16 protein-coding genes are annotated in these 16,101 nt (G+C 71.2%); 11 read left to right on the top strand and 5 right to left on the bottom strand.

The window, feature by feature from the left end:
- Positions 1–532, bottom strand: a 532-nt coding sequence (locus HUX53_RS37405) for an amidohydrolase family protein (RefSeq protein WP_176407999.1), incomplete at its 3' end; no start/stop codon positions are given.
- Between the two features lie 305 nt (positions 533–837).
- Here HUX53_RS37405 and HUX53_RS37400 point away from each other — a divergent pair.
- Positions 838–1,014: a hypothetical protein gene (locus HUX53_RS37400; protein ID WP_176407998.1), complete on the top strand. Its 177-nt coding sequence runs from the start codon at positions 838–840 to the stop codon at positions 1,012–1,014.
- Positions 1,015–1,074: 60 nt separating this feature from the next.
- Here HUX53_RS37400 and HUX53_RS37395 read toward each other — a convergent pair whose 3' ends face one another.
- Positions 1,075–1,281, bottom strand: a complete 207-nt coding sequence (locus HUX53_RS37395) for a hypothetical protein (protein ID WP_176407997.1) — start codon at positions 1,279–1,281, stop codon at positions 1,075–1,077.
- A 434-nt stretch (positions 1,282–1,715) separates the two neighbouring features.
- Positions 1,716–3,095: a GH1 family beta-glucosidase gene (locus HUX53_RS37390; RefSeq protein WP_309237618.1), complete on the bottom strand. Its 1,380-nt coding sequence runs from the start codon at positions 3,093–3,095 to the stop codon at positions 1,716–1,718.
- A gap of 70 nt (positions 3,096–3,165) precedes the next feature.
- On the opposite strand from HUX53_RS37390, the gene HUX53_RS37385 reads away from it, so the two are divergent.
- From HUX53_RS37385 to HUX53_RS37365, 5 genes are all read left to right on the top strand, one after another.
- Positions 3,166–3,774 (top strand): TetR/AcrR family transcriptional regulator, encoded by a 609-nt coding sequence (locus tag HUX53_RS37385; protein WP_176407995.1) that lies wholly within the window; start codon positions 3,166–3,168, stop codon positions 3,772–3,774.
- 81 nt (positions 3,775–3,855) lie between these two features.
- Positions 3,856–5,502, top strand: a complete 1,647-nt coding sequence (locus HUX53_RS37380; RefSeq protein ID WP_176407994.1) for a Coagulation factor 5/8 type domain-containing protein — start codon at positions 3,856–3,858, stop codon at positions 5,500–5,502.
- Positions 5,490–6,731 carry an MFS transporter gene (locus tag HUX53_RS37375; RefSeq protein WP_176407993.1) on the top strand — a complete coding sequence of 414 codons (1,242 nt, stop codon included), beginning with the start codon at positions 5,490–5,492 and terminating at the stop codon, positions 6,729–6,731. The genes HUX53_RS37380 and HUX53_RS37375 overlap by 13 nt, the downstream gene beginning before the upstream one ends.
- Entirely contained in the window at positions 6,728–8,497 is a 1,770-nt protein-coding gene (locus HUX53_RS37370; RefSeq protein ID WP_176407992.1) for a sulfatase, read from the top strand. The genes HUX53_RS37375 and HUX53_RS37370 overlap by 4 nt, the downstream gene beginning before the upstream one ends.
- Positions 8,498–8,604: 107 nt before the next feature.
- A complete protein-coding gene (locus tag HUX53_RS37365; protein ID WP_309237617.1) occupies positions 8,605–9,387 on the top strand; it encodes a formylglycine-generating enzyme family protein in 783 nt (260 codons plus the stop codon).
- Positions 9,388–9,390: 3 nt separating this feature from the next.
- On the opposite strand, the gene HUX53_RS37360 is transcribed toward HUX53_RS37365, so the two are convergent.
- Positions 9,391–10,068: a class E sortase gene (locus tag HUX53_RS37360; RefSeq protein ID WP_176407990.1), complete on the bottom strand. Its 678-nt coding sequence runs from the start codon at positions 10,066–10,068 to the stop codon at positions 9,391–9,393.
- 235 nt (positions 10,069–10,303) lie between these two features.
- Between HUX53_RS37360 and HUX53_RS37355 the strand changes: the two genes are divergently transcribed.
- From HUX53_RS37355 to HUX53_RS37335, 5 genes are all read left to right on the top strand, one after another.
- On the top strand, positions 10,304–11,626 hold the full coding sequence (locus HUX53_RS37355) for a hypothetical protein (RefSeq protein WP_176407989.1): 1,323 nt from the start codon (positions 10,304–10,306) through the stop codon (positions 11,624–11,626).
- Positions 11,627–11,714: 88 nt separating this feature from the next.
- Positions 11,715–12,797 (top strand): DUF916 domain-containing protein, encoded by a 1,083-nt coding sequence (locus tag HUX53_RS37350; protein WP_176407988.1) that lies wholly within the window; start codon positions 11,715–11,717, stop codon positions 12,795–12,797.
- Complete coding sequence (locus tag HUX53_RS37345) at positions 12,794–13,900, top strand: hypothetical protein (RefSeq protein ID WP_176407987.1); 1,107 nt, start codon at positions 12,794–12,796, stop codon at positions 13,898–13,900. Before HUX53_RS37350 ends, HUX53_RS37345 begins: the two co-directional genes overlap by 4 nt.
- Before the next feature lie 5 nt (positions 13,901–13,905).
- Positions 13,906–14,637 carry a hypothetical protein gene (locus HUX53_RS37340; protein ID WP_176407986.1) on the top strand — a complete coding sequence of 244 codons (732 nt, stop codon included), beginning with the start codon at positions 13,906–13,908 and terminating at the stop codon, positions 14,635–14,637.
- A gap of 44 nt (positions 14,638–14,681) precedes the next feature.
- On the top strand, positions 14,682–15,329 hold the full coding sequence (locus HUX53_RS37335; protein ID WP_176407985.1) for a hypothetical protein: 648 nt from the start codon (positions 14,682–14,684) through the stop codon (positions 15,327–15,329).
- A gap of 75 nt (positions 15,330–15,404) precedes the next feature.
- Here the strand turns inward: HUX53_RS37335 and HUX53_RS37330 are convergent, their stop codons facing one another.
- Positions 15,405–16,031, bottom strand: coding sequence for a TetR/AcrR family transcriptional regulator (locus tag HUX53_RS37330; protein ID WP_176407984.1), 627 nt, complete (start codon positions 16,029–16,031; stop codon positions 15,405–15,407).
- Positions 16,032–16,101 lie beyond the last annotated feature (70 nt).

The raw sequence follows: 16,101 nt of genomic DNA, 5'->3' as shown, positions 1-16,101 counted from the left end.
CGATCCAGGTCAGGCCGTGCTCGGAGATCAGTGGTGAGTCCAGGTCCGTGCCGGCCGCGTGGATGAACACCACTGCCGCGCGGCGGTCCAACTCGGCCCAGAAGGGGTCGAAGGCGGGATCGCCGAGGGTGCGGTCCAGCACCACGGTGGTGATGCCGGCGCCGAGGAAGCCCAGCTCGTCCATGGCCCGGGCGACCTCGGCCGCGGCGGCCTCCCCGTGCGGCAGTGGCACGGCGGCCAGGGCGGCGAACCGGTCCGGGTGGGCGCGGACGATCTCGGCGTACATGTCGTTGGCCATCCGGGCCGCGCCGATGGCGTGCTCGCGGTCGTCGAAGAAGGGCATCTGCGGGGTGGCGGACAGGATCTGCATGTCCACTCCCGCATCGTCCATCATGCGGAGCCGGGCAGCGATGTCGTCGCCGGACGAACCCGCGCACCGTATACGCGCGGTGCCGGTCGCCTCGGCCCCATAGCGTTGCAGCGTGTCCAGGTAGTCGGCCGGGTAGTAGTGAGCGTGCACATCAACGCGCATGGCGGTTCCTCCCTGACCGGCGTCCATGTCGGCAGCGTTGCCCGCGTGCTCGCCCCGAAACCCACGACCGGGCCTGCGGCCACCTCGGGCGGTGGCCCGGTTGTCTCCAGCGCGCGACGGATGCTGGTTCCTGCGCGTATCGGTATCTCGCTCGGAAATACCGGGTAGGGGCGGTCATTCGATTGGCCATGTTGTCGATGGTGGCGGGTCTGCTGCTTAGTGCCTGCGGTGGCGGTGATGGTTCATCGAGCAGCCCTCCGCCCAGCGGTGCGCCGCGGACTTCTTCGACCGCGTCGGGCTCCACGTTGATCTCCATCGATACCGAGGGAACCGGCTGGGAGGTCCGGACGGTCACCGCGGACGGGACCGGGCACGCGGTGAGGGTGGGGGCGGACGGCGGCAAGGTCATCCGGAATGACGTCAAGCAGGAGGACGCGGCCGTCCCGGGCGCGCGTCCCTTGATGATCTTCGACTTTTGGTAGTCGGCCGATCAGTCGCGATTTCTGTGTGCACGGTCGGTGTCAGTGCACTCGGGACACGGTTCAGGGCCCGTCCGGGCGGGAACGGCTCGCCGTGCCGCCGGGGAGGACCCGGTTGACGGCGATGTGGATCCCGGCGATCGGATCGGGGTTACCGGCCTGCCGGTCGCTTCCGGTGGCGAGGGGCGCCTCGGTGCGCAGGAGGTTCCCGAACGGGTGCTGCAAGGCGGCGCGTTTGGGTCCGAGGAAGGGGAGGGTCAGCTCGTCCATCTGGGGTTCGCGGACGGCCCAGAGCGGGTGATCCCGAGGCTGTGCAGGAGCCACTGGGCGCGCAGCAGCCCGGCGAGGTGGTCGTTGCGGGTACGTGTCGGTCGACCAGCGAGACGGCGCCCTTCTGCGGCATCCCGCTGGGGGCGCTGGCCGCGTCCCGTTTCATCCAGCCGTCGGCGCCGGATATCTCCAGTGCGCGTGTGTTGACCCGGGCGCCGTGCTGATCGCAGTTGAGCAGGTAGACGGGCCGGTCGGGCACCACGGCGTCGAGGACTTGACGGGTTGTGAGTGATGCGACTCCTCATACGCCTGCCTGCTGAAACCTCGGGGACGAAGAATTCCAGGGTGCTGAATCGGAGGGGTCGTGCGAGGAGCCCCGGCCTGGGCAATGAATTCGGCGGCGAACTCGCTGCTCGCTCACCGTGCGAGCTCGCCTACCTTTGGTATCGGGTGAGTTCGTCGCGCAGCCAGTGGTAGGACGCCTTGGGTGTGCGCCGCTGGGTGGTGTAGTCGACGTGGACGAGGCCGAAGCGCTGGTCGAAGCCCTCGGCCCATTCGAAGTTGTCGAGCAGTGACCAGATGAAGTAGCCGCGGACGTCGACGCCGTCCTCGATGGCGCGGTGCAGCGACCGGAGGTGGCCGTCGAGGTAGTCGATCCGGTCGCGGTCGGGGCGGCCGGGCTCGTCGGGGGCGGAGCAGCCGTTCTCGGTGATCAGGATCGGTGGCAGGGCGTCCCCGTAGGTGTCGCGGAGGCCGGTCAGCAGTTCGTGCAGCCCGTCCGGGACGACCGGCCAGCCGAACGCGGTGACCGGGTAGCCGTTGATCGGGACGTCCTCGAACGGCATGCCGGCGCCGTCGAGGTGCCGCTCGACCTCGCGGAGGACGGAGGGGCCGGTCGCGGCGGCGGCCTGCCCCAGCGGGGCCGCAACCTTGGTCGGGCTGTAGTAGTTGACGCCGAGCCGGTCGAGTGGCGCGGCGATGATGGCGAGGTCGCCGTCCCGGACGAAGGGGAGGCCGGTGACGCCGTAGGCGTTCAGGTCGGGGTAGCGGCCGAGGAGGAGGGGGTCGGTGAACAGCCGGTTCTGGAGGGCGTCGAAGGCGGTGGCGGCGGCCCGGTCGGCCTGCGAGTCGCTCGCGGCCCACACGGGGCTGTAGTTGTTGGTGATCGCGACGTGGCCGGAGGTCCGTTCGCGCAGGGCCCGGACGGCGAGGCCGTGGCCGAGGAGCAGGTGGTGGGCGGCGGGGAGGGCGTCGAGCAGGAGGGCTTCGCCGGGGGCGTGGGTGCCGATGCCGTAGCCCTCGGTCATGTGGACGAACGGCTCGTTCAGCGTGATCCAGACGCCGACGCGGTCGCCGAGCCGGTCGGCGACGAGGCCGGCGTACTCGGCGAAACGGTGCGCGGTGTCGCGGTTCATCCAGCCGCCCGCGTCTTGGAGCGCCTGCGGGAGGTCCCAGTGGTAGAGGGTGAGCGCGGGCATGATGTCCCGCTCGGCGAGGGCGTCGGTGAGCCGGTCGTAGAAGTCGAGGCCCTTGGTGTTGGCGGGGCCGCGGCCGTCCGGCTGGATCCTCGGCCAGGCCCCCGAGAACCGGTAGGCGTTGGCGCCGAGGCCGGCCATCAGCGCGACGTCCTCCGGCCAGCGGTGGTAGTGGTCGCAGGCGACGTCGCCGGTGTCGCCGTTCTTGACGCGGCCGGGCTCGGCGCAGAAGGAGTCCCAGATGCTCAGGCCGCGGCCGTCCTCCTTCACGGCGCCCTCGATCTGGTACGCGGCCGTGGCCGTGCCCCACAGGAAGCCCTCGGGAAAGCGGGGAAGCACGTGCGTCTCCTCTCCTAACATGAGTGTGAGTCACATTAAAACATGAGCAAGCGTCATGTTTAGGAGGGTCATGTCGGACGGGGTGCGCCGCAGGCCGACCCAGCGCCGCAGCGTCGAACGCTTCGAGCGGCTGCTGGACGCCTGCGCCGAGCTGCTCGCCGAGGCCGGGCACGACGCGCTGACCACCCGGGACGTCGCGCGCCGGGCCGGCGTCCCGATCGGCACGCTCTATCAGTTCTTCGACGGCAAGGCGGGGCTGCTGTACGAGCTGGCCATGCGGAACCTGTCGATACTGATCGGGCGCGTCCACGAACGGCTCGCGTCCGAGCCGGTGCCGACCTGGGGGGATGCGGCCGTGCTCGTCTACCAGGAGAGCCTGGCGCTGCGGCGCAGCGTGCCGGCCTTCTTCGTGGCCGACTTCCGTGACACCGCCTTCGACCAGGGCTTCGTCCGCCGGATCGACACTGAGATGGCGGCGCGGATGTACGAGCTCGGCACGCAGAAGGCCGGGTTGCCGCCGCTACCGGACCACGAACGCGTCCTGCTGGTCGCCATCACCGCATCGGACGGTCTGCTGCGCCTCGCCTACCAGTCGGCCGAGGACGGCGACCCGGCCGTGGTGGCGCTCGGTGCCCGGATGCTCCGGGCGTACTTCGCGGACCTCACCATCGATCCATAACATGAGGGTTGTTCACTTTTTCTTCGATCGGTGATATCACTCAGCACAGAATCCATGGACCTCTCCCGATCGAGGTGCCCCATGACCCTCCGACGCTCGCTCGGGCGCGCCGCCCGCGTCCCGCTCGTCCTCGCCCTGCTCGTTGCCCTGTCCGCCGCCGTGGCCCCGCCGCACCGAGCGGCGGCAGCGGCTCCTGCAGCCCCGGCCGAGAACGGGGCCGTACGCGGCTACATCGACGCCCACAGTCACCTGATGTCCTATGAGGCGTTCGGCGGGCAGCTGCTCTGCGGCAAGCCGTTCGACCAGCGCGGCGTCCGGGCGGCGCTGCGCGACTGCCCGGACCACGCCCTGAACGGGGCGTTCGCCTGGTTCGAGAACTTCACCCGGTACGGGACCCCGTTCGGGACGCACGACCCCACCGGCTATCCGACGTTCAAGGACTGGCCCGCCTGGGACTCCCGCACCCACCAGCAGGTCTACTACGCATGGCTGGAACGCTCCTGGCGGGCCGGACAGCGGATCCTGGTCAACCAGCTCGTCGCCAACCGGCAGCTGTGCGAGATCTATCCGCTGAAGCGCAACAAGTGCGGCGAGATGGACATCATCCGCCTCGAAGCCAAGCGCATGCGCGAGATGGAGACCTACATCGACCAGCTCAGCGGAGGACCGGGCAAGGGCTGGTTCCGGATCGTGCGCGGCCCGGACGAGGCGCGCGGTGTCATCGAGGCGGGCAAGCTCGCCGTCGTCCTCGGCGTCGAGACGTCCGAGCCGTTCGGCTGCCGTGAGATCGGCGGCGTCCCGCAGTGCACGCGGCAGGACATCGACGAGGGCCTGGACGAGATGAAGGAACTCGGCGTGTCCTCGATGTTCCTGTGCCACAAGTTCGACAACGCGCTGTGCGGGGTGCGGTTCGATCCCGGCGCGACGGGCGCCGTCATGAATGCGGGCAACTTCCTCGGCACCGGGCGGTTCTGGCAGGCCGAGACCTGCACCGGCGCCGCCCACGACAACACGATCGCCCCGGCCGGTGCCGTCGGCGGCCAGGTCGCGGAACTCCTGCGGCTGCTCGGGCAGGCCGGCGTCACGCTGCCGCTGTACCCGCCCGCACCGCACTGCAACGTCCGGGGGCTGACCGACCTCGGCGCCTACATGGTGAAGGGCCTGATGAAACGGCACATGCTCGTCGAGGTCGACCACATGAGCGTGAAGGCCGCCGGCCAGACCCTCACGCTGCTGGAGGATGCGCAGTACTCGGGCGTCGTCTCGTCCCACAGCTGGACGGACGAGAACTACATGCGCCGCATCTACAGCCTCGGCGGCATGGTCACCGGCTACGGACACTCCGCCGACGAATTCGCCACCGAGTGGAAGCGCAACAAGAGCGTCCACGACTCCCGTTACACGTTCGGCTACGGGTACGGGCTGGACGCCAACGGCATGGGCCCGCTGCCCGCCCCCCGTGCGGACGCGCAGACCAACCCCCTGCGCTACCCGTTCACCTCCCCTGTCGATCCCTCGGTGAAGCTTGACCGGCTCAGCACCGGGCAGCGCACCTGGGACCTCAACACCGACGGCGTCGCCAACTACGGGCTCGTCCCCGACTGGATCGCCGACATGCGGAACTTCGGCGGGCCGGAACTCATCAACGACATGGCCAACGGCGCCGAGGCGTACCTGCAGATGTGGCGGCGCACCGAGAACTGGACGGGCGGCGCATGGACCAACTGAAGACCGCCCGCCGCCCCGGCGGCCGCGACGCCGGGGCGGTCGGGCGGCCCTGGCTGCTCGGCTACGCGGCCACCTGGTTCGGGTACTGGCTGGTGATCCTGCTGCCGCCGCAGTTCATGACCCCGCACCTCATCGGGCACATCGCGGCGGAGAACAAGGTGGACGTGCTGTCCTACCTGCTCATCCAGAACTCCGTCGTGGTCGTGCTGTGCGTACCGCTCGCCGGGATGGCCTGCGACCGGACGCGGACCCGGTTCGGCCGCCGCCGCGTCTGGGCGCTCGGCGGGTTCCTCGTCGCGGCCGTCCCGTACGCGCTGATCGGGACGCAGACCAGCTGGCCGGTGGTGGCGGGCCTGATGGTGGTCGTCTCGGTCGGGGCGTCGGCGGTGCTGGCCTCGCTCAGCGCCGTGATCGCCGACCGCGTGCCGCACCACCAACGCGGCGCCGCGTCCGCCGCGATGGGCGTCCCGCAGGTGATCGCGCTCGTCGTGGGCATGGTGCTGGTGACGATGGTGGTCACCTCCATCCCGGGGATGTGGGCGCTGATCGCGGTGCTGGCCGCCGTGTCGGCGGTGCCGTTCTTCCTGGTCCGGACGCGGTCGCGGCCTCCCCTGCAGGACGCCTCCGAGCCGGTTCAGGCGGGTGAGCGGGTGCCGTTCCCGCATCTGCGGCGGCACGCCGACTACTACTGGGCGCTGCTGTCCCGCGTGCTGATCAACGCCGGGAACCTGGCCGGGACGACCTACCTGCTGTACTTCCTCACCGACGTCCTGCACCGGCGCGATCCTGACGGGTCGCTGCTGATCCTCACCCTGATCTACCTGGTGTGCTGCGCGGCGACCGGCTGGCTCGGCGGGAAGGCGTCGGACGCGCTCGGCCGCCGCCGCGACCTCATCGCGGTCGCCGGCGCGCTCCAGGCCGGCGCGGCGGCGCTGCTCGCGATCGCGCCGGCCTGGCCGTCCGCCATGGCTGGCGCGGTGCTGCTCGGGGCCGGCTACGGCGCGTTCCTGTCGGTCGACCAGGTGCTCGTCACCGACGTGCTGCCCGACCAGCGCAGCCGCGCCCGCGACCTCGGCCTCATCAACGCGGCGCAGAACGTCCCGCTCGCCTTCGGCGTGGCCTGGTTCGTGCTCACCTTCGTGGGCGGCTACCGGGTGCTGTACGCGGCGTCCGCCGTGATCATGCTGCTGGGTTCCGCCGCCGTGTACCGGATCAGGAGTGTCCGTTGAAAGCGATCATGGTCATGTTCGACACCCTCAACCGGCGCTTCCTGCCGCCGTACGGGGCCTCGGACGTGCACGCCCCCAACTTCGAGCGGCTCGCCGAACGCACCGCGACGTTCGACAACTGCTACGGCGGGAGCATGCCGTGCATGCCGGCGCGGCGCGAAATGCACACCGGACGCCACAACTTCCTGCACCGGGGCTGGGGGCCGCTGGAGCCGTTCGACGACTCCGTCCCGGAGATGCTGAAGGAGAACGGCGTCTACACCCACCTGGCCACCGACCACCAGCACTACTGGCTGGACGGCGGCGCGACCTACCATCCGCGCTACAGCACCTTCGAGTTCTTCCGTGGGCAGGAGGGCGACGAGTGGAAGGGACACGTCGCCGATCCCGACGTGCCCGACTCCGTCCCGCATACGGCGAATCCGCTGCGCCGCCAGGACTGGGTGAACCGCCTCTATATGAAGGACGAGGCCGACCACCCGCAGACGGGCACGTTCGACGCGGGCGTGCATTTCATCAAGACCAACCATGCCGAGGACAACTGGTTCCTCCAGATCGAGACGTTCGACCCGCACGAGCCGTTCTTCAGCTACGACCACTACAAGAAGCTCTATCCGGACGACTACGACGGCCCGCATTTCGACTGGCCCGACTACCGGCGGGTGACGGAGACGCCCGAGCAGGTCGAGCATCTGCGGAACCAGTACCTGGCGCTGTTGTCCATGTGCGACAGGTCGCTCGGACGCGTCCTCGACCTGATGGACGACCTGTCCCTGTGGGACGACACCCTCCTCATCGTCTGCACCGACCACGGCCTGCTGCTCGGCGAGCACGACTGGTGGGGAAAGAACGCACCGCCGTTCTGGGACGAGACGATCCACACCCCGCTGTTCATCTGGGACCCGCGCAGCCGGGTCGCCGGCGAACGGCGGTCCAGCCTCGTCCAAACCATCGACTTCGGGCCCACGCTCCTGGAGTTCTTCGGCGTCGAGCGCACCCCCGACATGCACGGCGTCCCGCTGCGCGAGACCATTGCCCGTGACTCCTCCGTCCGGGAGGCGGGACTGTTCGGCTGCTTCGGCGGCCACGTCAGCGTCACCGACGGCCGCCATGTCTACATGCGCGCCTGCGCCGAACCGGGAAACCGGCCGCTCGCCGAATACACCCTCATGCCCACCCACATGCGCGGCCGCATGCCGGTCGAAACCCTCCGGGACGCCACCGTCACCGAACCGTTCCCTTTCACCAAGGGCATTTCGCCGATGCGGATCCCCGGTTTCGCCTACACCGATCCCTACTCCTTCGGCACGCTCCTCTACGACCTGGACGACGACCCGGAACAACTCTCACCCCTGATCGACGACGAACTGGAACTGCGCATGGCCGCCCTTCTGGTCGAACTGATGCGCGCCGAACACGCACCGCCCGAGCAGTACCAGCGACTCGGCCTGCCGCCCACGGGCCCGGTGACGTCCGAGCATCTGCTCGTGAAGAAGCAGTGGGACCAGGTGCAGGCATCGGAAAGGGCTCCGCTCACCGCCGCCGAATTCCCGTCGTCCCGCCTGTCGGTGGAGACGCCGACCCGCGTGCTGGTCGCCGATCCCACCGCCGAGGCCGTTCTGCGAAAGCATCTCGGCGCTCTCATGGACAGCCCGCTGCTGCCCGAGGCGATGCCGTTCTCCCTCCTGGAGATCGCGGGTATGGCCGTGGGCGTCATCAGCCGCGAGACCCTGCACGCCATCGCTGACGACCTGAAAGACCTATGAACACCGAGCGCCCCTGCTGCACACCTCCCCGGACGGGCTCCCCGGCACACCCGCCGCGGTGCGTCCCGCAGGCGACCCGTCCACCGGGCGGACGTCGGGCCGGGCTGGTGCGCCTCGCCGGAGGCGCGTTCCTGATGGGCAGCGACGACCCCGACGTGAATCCCGGCGACGGTGAAGGGCCGGTCCGCGAAGTCACCGTGGCGCCGTTCGCCATCTCCGCCCATGCTGTGACGAACGAGGAGTTCGCCACATTCATCGATGCGACGGGACACCGCACCGACGCGGAACGTTTCGGCTGGACGCACGTCTTCGCGGGCTTCCTCCCAGGCTCGCTCCGCCGCGTCTCGCCGCGTGCCGAGCGGGCACCGTGGTGGTGCGCCGTCCGCGGAGCGTCCTGGCGGCACCCGGAAGGACCGGGTTCGACACTGGACGACCGCGCCGACCACCCCGCCGTCCACGTCTCCTGGAACGACGCCACCGCGTTCTGCCGGTGGGCCGGCGTCCGCCTCCCCACCGAAGCCGAATGGGAGTACGCCGCACGCGGCGGCCTGGCGGGCAGACGCTACCCGTGGGGAGACGAACTCACCCCCGGCGGCCGGCACATGTGCAACATCTGGCAAGGCCACTTTCCCACCCGCAACACCGCAGAGGACGGCTACAAGGGAACGGCCCCCGTCACCGCCTTCCCGCCCAACGGATACGGCCTCCACAACATGGCCGGAAACGTCTGGGAATGGTGCGCCGACTCCTGGGGAGACGGCAGGGTCCTGCGCGGCGGCTCCTACCTGTGCCACGCGTCCTACTGCAACCGCTACCGAGTCGCCGCCCGCACGAACAACTCTCCCGACAGTTCCTCGGGCAACACAGGCTTCCGTTACGCCAGTAGTTGAGTATCAGGAGTCATCTGGGTGGAACGGGCGGGTGCTGGTTAGTTCGGCGAAGATGATCAGGCGGTAGGCGGCGGAGAACTTCGGGTGGCACGTGGTCAGTGTCAGCAGTTTTTTGCGGGGCTCGCGTCCGGGGTGGAAGGGGACCGGTGCCGCCACTTCGACGGTGCTGGGCCGGACGATGTCGCGGCCCGTCACGTGGTACACGTAGGTGGTCAGGGCTGTGTCGATGAGGATTTCGTCGCCGCGGACGAGTTCGCCGTTGTCCTTGAAGGGTGCGCCGTAGGTGGTGCGGTGGCCTGAGATGACCATGTTTCCGAGCCGGCCCGGTCCGGCCGTGCCGGGGTAGTGGCCCGGGCCCTTGCGGAGGTCGGCCTCGCTGACGCCCTCGACGATGGCGTACCGGTAGGACCGTCCGAAACGCGGGATGCGGAGCGTGGCGAAGGCGGTACCGGGGCGGCGCGGGACGGTGACCGCCTTCGGCCGCCGGCGATGTCCGGAAACGGTTGCCGGGCTGGTCTGCAGCCGTGCGTTGCGCCATTGGCGTTCGAGGTCGTCCTGGAGGCCGTGCTGGGCCTTGTGGGTGTAGCCGTCGGTGCCCCAGACCAGGTGGGCCACCAGGAAGGCCAGGAGCAGACCGGCGGTCAGCACCAGCTCCGCCGTGCCGCGCACCAATGTCCGCATGGTCGCCACCCTAACCATATTTGAAACGGCGATCCGGTTATCGAAACGTTCTCCTGGACGGTCTTGACATCCATGGCGCCACAGGATTCGCTGTGTGCACTTGCGGAACTACGTTCCTGCATGTGGAACATCGACCAGGGTGCTGGTCCGTGTGGCGGACTGGTGATGCGGCGCCGGCTGCCCGCGTGTCCCGTCCGGGTGACGGGACGCCCGACATGAAGGAGCGGCACTCCTGATGACAGGTCCCCCCAGGCTCAAGGCCAGCGCGGCGGCCGCCGCGCTGGCGGGCGCGTCCCTGGTTCCCGCGCTGGCGGCGCAGCCGGCGTTCGCGGCCACCGCGCAGGTGGACTACAGCTGCACGGTCCTCGGCAGCGCCTTCCCCTACCCCGCGACCGTCACCGTGACGGCGTCGGCGACCGCGACCACCGGCGACGACGTGACGGTCAAGGTCGACCTGAGCGACATGCCGAGCAAGTCGCCGCTGCCGGTGGTGTCGTGGACGACCAGCGGCACGATGGCGCTGTCCGGCGCCGTGACCGGCGAGTTCGCCTTCAGTACCCCCACGCAGACGGGGAGCGTTCCGAAGAACACCCCCATTCCGATCAACCAGCTCACCGGTAAGTTCAACGCCTCCGCCCCCGGAGACATCTCGATCGTCCCCAAGACGGTCAAGATGGACATGGACGCGTCCGGGGTCGAGGCGACGATCGAGTGCCAGGCCCCGGCCGACCCGCCCACCCTCGCCACGGTCAAGGTCGGCAACGCGGGGCCGTCCCTGACCGTGGAGCCGGCGACCATCCACCAGGGCGGTGGCATCACGGTCGGCGGCGCCCGCTGGGAGAGCGGTCCGGTCGACCTGGCGCTGTGCGACGAGAACGGCGCCGGCTGCTCGGCCGCCGGGCTGACCGACGTGTCGGCCTCGGCGGACGGCTACGGGACGCTGACGGGCACGGCGAAGGTGGCCGAGGACGCGGCTCCCGGAGCGCACACGATCAAGGCGAGCCAGGGCTCGGTGGCGAAGACCGTCGGGCTGACCGTCACCGAGAAGGTGCCGCCGCCCACCGGCGCGTGCGCCGACAAGCCCGCCGGGCAGTGCGGCGAGCAGAAGATCAACGTCAAGGTGGCCGCCGGGAAGCTGACGATGTCGCAGCAGCCCGGTGCGGTCGACCTGAGCGAGGTCGCGCTGGACGGCACGGCGAAGACCGCGACCGGCGACATCAGGCAGGTCGAGGTCATCGACGCCCGCGGCGGCAGCACGGGCTGGTCCCTGACCGGCACCATGACGGACTTCACCTCCGTCGGGGGCCCGAAGATCCCGGCCGGGAACCTGTCCTGGACCCCCGCCTGCACGGCGGGCACCGGCGCGACTCCCGTCACGACCGGCAGCCCGGGGCCGCTGAGCACCACCACGGCGGCGACGCTGTGCAGCGGCGCGGGCGGTGACGGCGGCGCGATCGTCGGCGGCGTCTACAACGCCGGCGCCGGGCTGACGCTCGACGTCCCCGCGGTGACCGGGGCGGGCCGGTACCAGGCCGTCCTCACCATCGTCCTGTCCTGATCAGTCCCCGGCCGGGCCACGGCGCCGCCACAGCATCGTGGCCCGGCCGGCTTCAGCACACGCCGCTCCGGCGAGAACCGAGGTAACCATGATCCGTGGCCCATGGCCCTCACTCCGCCGTGCCGCCGCGACGGCGGCGGCCTGCGCGCTCGCCCTCGGTGCCGCCGCACCACCGGCCTACGCGCGGGAACCCGCGCCCGCGACCGGGAACGGTTCCTGGTCCGTGGGCCCCGTCAGCCACGGTGATGAACTCAGTCCACGGCCCTACTTCGCGATGGACGCCCCCGCCGGCAAGACGGTCGAGGACGCGGTGCGCATCACCAATCTGACCGACAAGCCGCTCACGTTCCGGCTCTACGGCGCGGACGCCTACAACACCCCGCGCGACGCCGACTTCGCGCTGCGGTCCGCCACCGAGGAGCAGAAGGACGTCGGAGCCTGGCTCAAGCTGCGGACGGGCAAGCTGAAGGTCCCTCCGCGCAAGGCGCGCGATGTCCCGTTCAGCGTCACGATCCCCGCCAACGCGACGCCCGGCGAGCACATCGGCGGGGTCGTCGCGCTCAATACCGCGATCGAGGGCGTCCAGCGGTCGGGTGGAGCCGTCATCGGGCTGCGCCGCGCGGTCGCCGCGCGGATCTACCTGCGCGTCGACGGTCCGCTGACCCCGGGCCTGAGGCCGGACGCGCTGTCGGTGCGGCGCAGCCAGCCACTGGTGCCCTACGTCGGGGACGGCCGCGGCACGGTGCGGTACCAGGTCGTCAACACGGGGAACCAGCGGCTGAGCCCGACCGCCCGGGTGTGGGCCACCGGGCTCTTCGGCCGCACCATCAAGGAATGGCCGCTCCAGCGCATCCCGGAGGTCCTGCCCGGCCAGAGCACGGAACTCGCCGTTCAGTGGGACGATCCGCCGCCGCTGGAAGCGGTGACGGTACGGGTCGAGCTGACCGCCGGGGACGGCATCAAGGTCCGCGCGCAGAGCCAGTACGTCGAGGTGCCCTGGTTCGCGCTGGCCGCGCTGGCCGTGGCCGTCCTGTTCGGCTGGTTCGTGCTTCCCCGGCTGATTCGCCGCTGGCGTCGGCGGGCGGGCCTGGACGGGGGCCGCCACACCCTCGGCCGCCCGCCCGAGGACCTCGTGGACACCTCGTACTTCGATGACGGAGCCCGGCAGTGATCCGCCCGTACCGCCGCCGTGCGCTCGCGGCGGCCGTGGTGTTCGCCACCGCCTTCGCCGTGTCCCCGCCGGCGAGCGGCGCGCCCGGTGCCGACCGGCCAGGCCTCAGCGCGCAACCCGGGCAGGCCGCGGTCGGCACCACGGTGCGGGTGCGTGGCAGTGCGTGGACGCCCGGCGCGGTCGTGCAGGTCCAGATCTGCGGGCAGAAGGCCGTGCACGGTTCCGCCGACTGCGACACGCGGGGCGGGGTCACCGCGCGGATCGCGCCCACCGGGACCTTCGAGGCCGGCCTCACCGTCGGCGCGCCGCCCGCCGCCTGCCCGTGCGTGCTGCGGGCGGCGACGCTCCCGGGCGCGGGCGGCGGGCCGCCTCGGCAGGCGGCCATCCCCTTCGCCGTGCCGGGGCACCCGACCGGCGCGATCCTGCCGGAGATCGTTCCCGTCCAGGCCGACATCGTCGGGCTCGAACTCGTCGGGGGCGGCGGACGCGGCGAACTCTTCGGCGGGAGCCCCCGCCGTGTCCTGGTGCTGCGGGTGCGCAACAGCGGCGCCGACCCGATCAAGGACGCTCCGCTGGTCGTCGGCTGGGGGGCGGACAAGGAGCCCGACAATCCGCTCGACGCCCCGCGGACCGGTGTCATCGCTCCCGGGGAGACCGCGGTCTACCGCATCGCGGTGAAGCTCCCGCCCGCCTCGTTCGGGACGTTCGCCGTGGGCGGCCGCTTCGCCGGCTCCGTCCCGTTCAAGACCTCGTTCAGCACCTTCCCGTGGGGTCTCATCGGCGTGAACGTCCTCGCCGCACTGCTGCTGCTCCTCGGTATCCGCCTCACGCTCCGCCGCCGGGCGGCGCGGAAGGCCGCATCACGAGCGCGCGGGGCCATCGCCGCCGCCGGTGCCGACGCGCCGGCGCACCACCGGATGGCCCCGCGCTCCCGCCAGGCCGTCGAGGTCGGCGAGATGCTCGCCCATCTCGACCGGGCCGCGCTCACCCACGGCGACCCCGACCGCGTCGACCGCGCCGAGCTCATCTCCTACCTGCGCAGCCGCGGCGAGGCTCCGGTCGATCTCCAGGCGCTCGACCGGTTCCTCGGGGAACGGCGGTGATGGGCGTGCGCTCCGGGCCCCGTCCCACAAGGACGGGCGGCCCCGGCACGCCGTTGCTGGAGGTGCGCGACCTGGCGACCGCGCCGGAGCCCGGCGGGCTGCGAGGCGTCGGGTTCCAGGTCGGGCGGGGCGAGGCGATCGCCCTTTTCGGGCCCGGCGCACGGACGGTCGTGGCGGTCCTCGCCGGCCGGGTACCGCTGTCGGACGGCGCGGTCCTCCTCCAGGGCGCCGAGCAGCCGAGGGGGATCGGGGTGGGGCACTACGTCGGCCCCGCGCCCGCCGGCGCCGGAACCCGGACGGTCGAAGAGCACCTGGCCGCACGGGCACGGCTGCGGGGAGACGAGCCGCGGCCCGGCGCGTCCGTCCTCGACGTCTTCCCGATGCTGCGGGCCCGCGCCCGGTCGCCGCTGGGCGCGCTGACCGACGGGGAGTACCGGCTTCTCGGCCTGGCCGAGGCGCTGCTGTCCCGGCCGCGGCTGCTGCTGATCGACGGGCTCACCCCGGGACTGGCCGGACCCCACCTGGAGACCCTGCCGGTGCTCGTGCGGCGGCTGCTCAAGGCGGGCGCCGGCGCGGTCATCGCCGAACCGGTGATCAGCGTGGGGGTCGCGGTCGGCACCCGGGCGTGCGTGCTCGGGGACGGCCGCGTCACCGCCGAGTTCACGGCTCCGCGCCCGGCGCGGATCGCCGAATCGCTCCGTTCCGCCCGTCCACCGATGTCCCAGGCCGGCCCGTGAGGCGTACCGGCCGCGAACCGTTCCGACAACCAGCAGGAGGAAACATGCGCTCGTTGTACCGGCGCCTCGGCGTCGTGTCCGCGATCGGCGCGGTGGGCGTGCTCGGCCTGGGGCCGACCGCGCTCGCGGCTCCGGCGCTCAAGATGAGCAAGACCACCGGGGTCAAGGCCGGCGACTCGATCACCGTCGAGTCGTTCTCCGGCCTCGACCCGGACTTGCAGGCCATCGTCATCGGCCAGTGCAAGCCCGTGCTCGCGCAGGGTGCCTGCGTGAACGACAAGGCCCTGGTCGGGGGCAAGAGCGACGCCAAGGGCAACTGGACGCCGGGCAAGGGAGGGCCGAAGGCGATCGTCCTGGTCGAGAAGGTCGGCGACGTGGACTGCACGGCCAAGGCCGGTGCCTGCGTCATCGCCGCCACCAGCCTCCTCGACCCGACCCACGTGCTGGCCAAGGTCCCGCTGACCTTCGGCAAGGGCGGCGGCGGAAACGACGGCGGGGGCGGCGGAAACGATGGCGGCGGGAACGACGGCGGAGGCGGTGGAGGCAAGACCGGAGGCGGCAAGCCCGACGGCCAGCTTCCCTACACCGGCAGCCCCGACGGCCTTCCCACGTACGCGCTCATCGCCTCGGCCCTGGTGATGGCCGGGGGCGCCGCGCTGTTCATCATTCCGCGCCGCAGGCGCGAATCGTGAGTGCCCGGTAGGGACGAACGGACGGTGCGGTGCGCGCCGGGAACGGGATGTCCCGCCCGGCGCACCGCACCGTTCTCATTTCCCGCCGGCGGGTGCCGTGCTCGCGGGTGCCGTGGTGACGCCCCTCAGGACGAAGGCGGTGACGTTCCGTTCCGACTTGCGGACGGTGGTGGCACCGCTGATGAGCGGGAGGCGTTCCGCCCCGACGACGGCGAGGATGCTGCGCGCGGTGGCCTCGACGTCCGCCCGCCGGAACTCGCCGGACTCCATTCCCTCGGTGAGGATCCCGGTCAGGATGCGCTGCATGGGCGCGACGTGGGCGGCCAGCGATTCGTAGGCGTCCGGCCCGAGGGCGGCCGTGACCTCCGCCGCGCTCGGATGCGGGTGCGCGAGCAGTCCGCGCAGCTGGAGGCGGATGAACGCGCGGAGCCGGGCCGTGGCGTCGGCGTTCTTCGGCAGCCCCCGCTCGAAGCTCTCGATGAAGTACGTCGTGACCCGCTCGGTGAAGGCGAGCAGCAGGGCCGCCTTGTCCGGGAAGTAGTTGTAGAGCGCCGTGCGGGTCACTCCGGCGGCGGTCGCCACCTGGGTCATGGAGATCGTGTCGATGCCGCGGTCACGGGAGAGCTGGGCGACCGCGTCGAAGACGCGGTCCACCGTCTGCGCACGGTGCTCACCCAGAGTGGTGGCCGAGATCTTAGGCATGCCTCATCTTCTCATGGCCGCCGCGCCCTCGGCGGGCCGGCCGAGGGCATTGTTTTCACGACACTATGTC

It is taken from the genome of Actinomadura sp. BRA 177, assembly GCF_013372625.1.
Lineage (GTDB): Bacteria > Actinomycetota > Actinomycetes > Streptosporangiales > Streptosporangiaceae > Spirillospora.
Note: the sequence above shows the minus strand (reverse complement) of the source record. Positions and strands in the feature narration are given on the sequence as shown.

What these genes read in the sequence shown, in the direction of transcription:
- HUX53_RS37375 (WP_176407993.1), top strand. Translation starts at nt 5,490, where the DNA reads ATGGACCAACTGAAGACCGCCCGCCGCCCCGGCGGCCGCGACGCCGGG.
- HUX53_RS37380 (WP_176407994.1), top strand. Translation starts at nt 3,856, where the DNA reads ATGACCCTCCGACGCTCGCTCGGGCGCGCCGCCCGCGTCCCGCTCGTC.
- HUX53_RS37350 (WP_176407988.1), top strand. Translation starts at nt 11,715, where the DNA reads ATGATCCGTGGCCCATGGCCCTCACTCCGCCGTGCCGCCGCGACGGCG.
- HUX53_RS37385 (WP_176407995.1), top strand. Translation starts at nt 3,166, where the DNA reads ATGTCGGACGGGGTGCGCCGCAGGCCGACCCAGCGCCGCAGCGTCGAA.
- HUX53_RS37360 (WP_176407990.1), bottom strand. Translation starts at nt 10,068, where the DNA reads ATGCGGACATTGGTGCGCGGCACGGCGGAGCTGGTGCTGACCGCCGGT.
- HUX53_RS37395 (WP_176407997.1), bottom strand. Translation starts at nt 1,281, where the DNA reads ATGGACGAGCTGACCCTCCCCTTCCTCGGACCCAAACGCGCCGCCTTG.
- HUX53_RS37335 (WP_176407985.1), top strand. Translation starts at nt 14,682, where the DNA reads ATGCGCTCGTTGTACCGGCGCCTCGGCGTCGTGTCCGCGATCGGCGCG.
- HUX53_RS37330 (WP_176407984.1), bottom strand. Translation starts at nt 16,031, where the DNA reads ATGCCTAAGATCTCGGCCACCACTCTGGGTGAGCACCGTGCGCAGACG.
- HUX53_RS37355 (WP_176407989.1), top strand. Translation starts at nt 10,304, where the DNA reads ATGACAGGTCCCCCCAGGCTCAAGGCCAGCGCGGCGGCCGCCGCGCTG.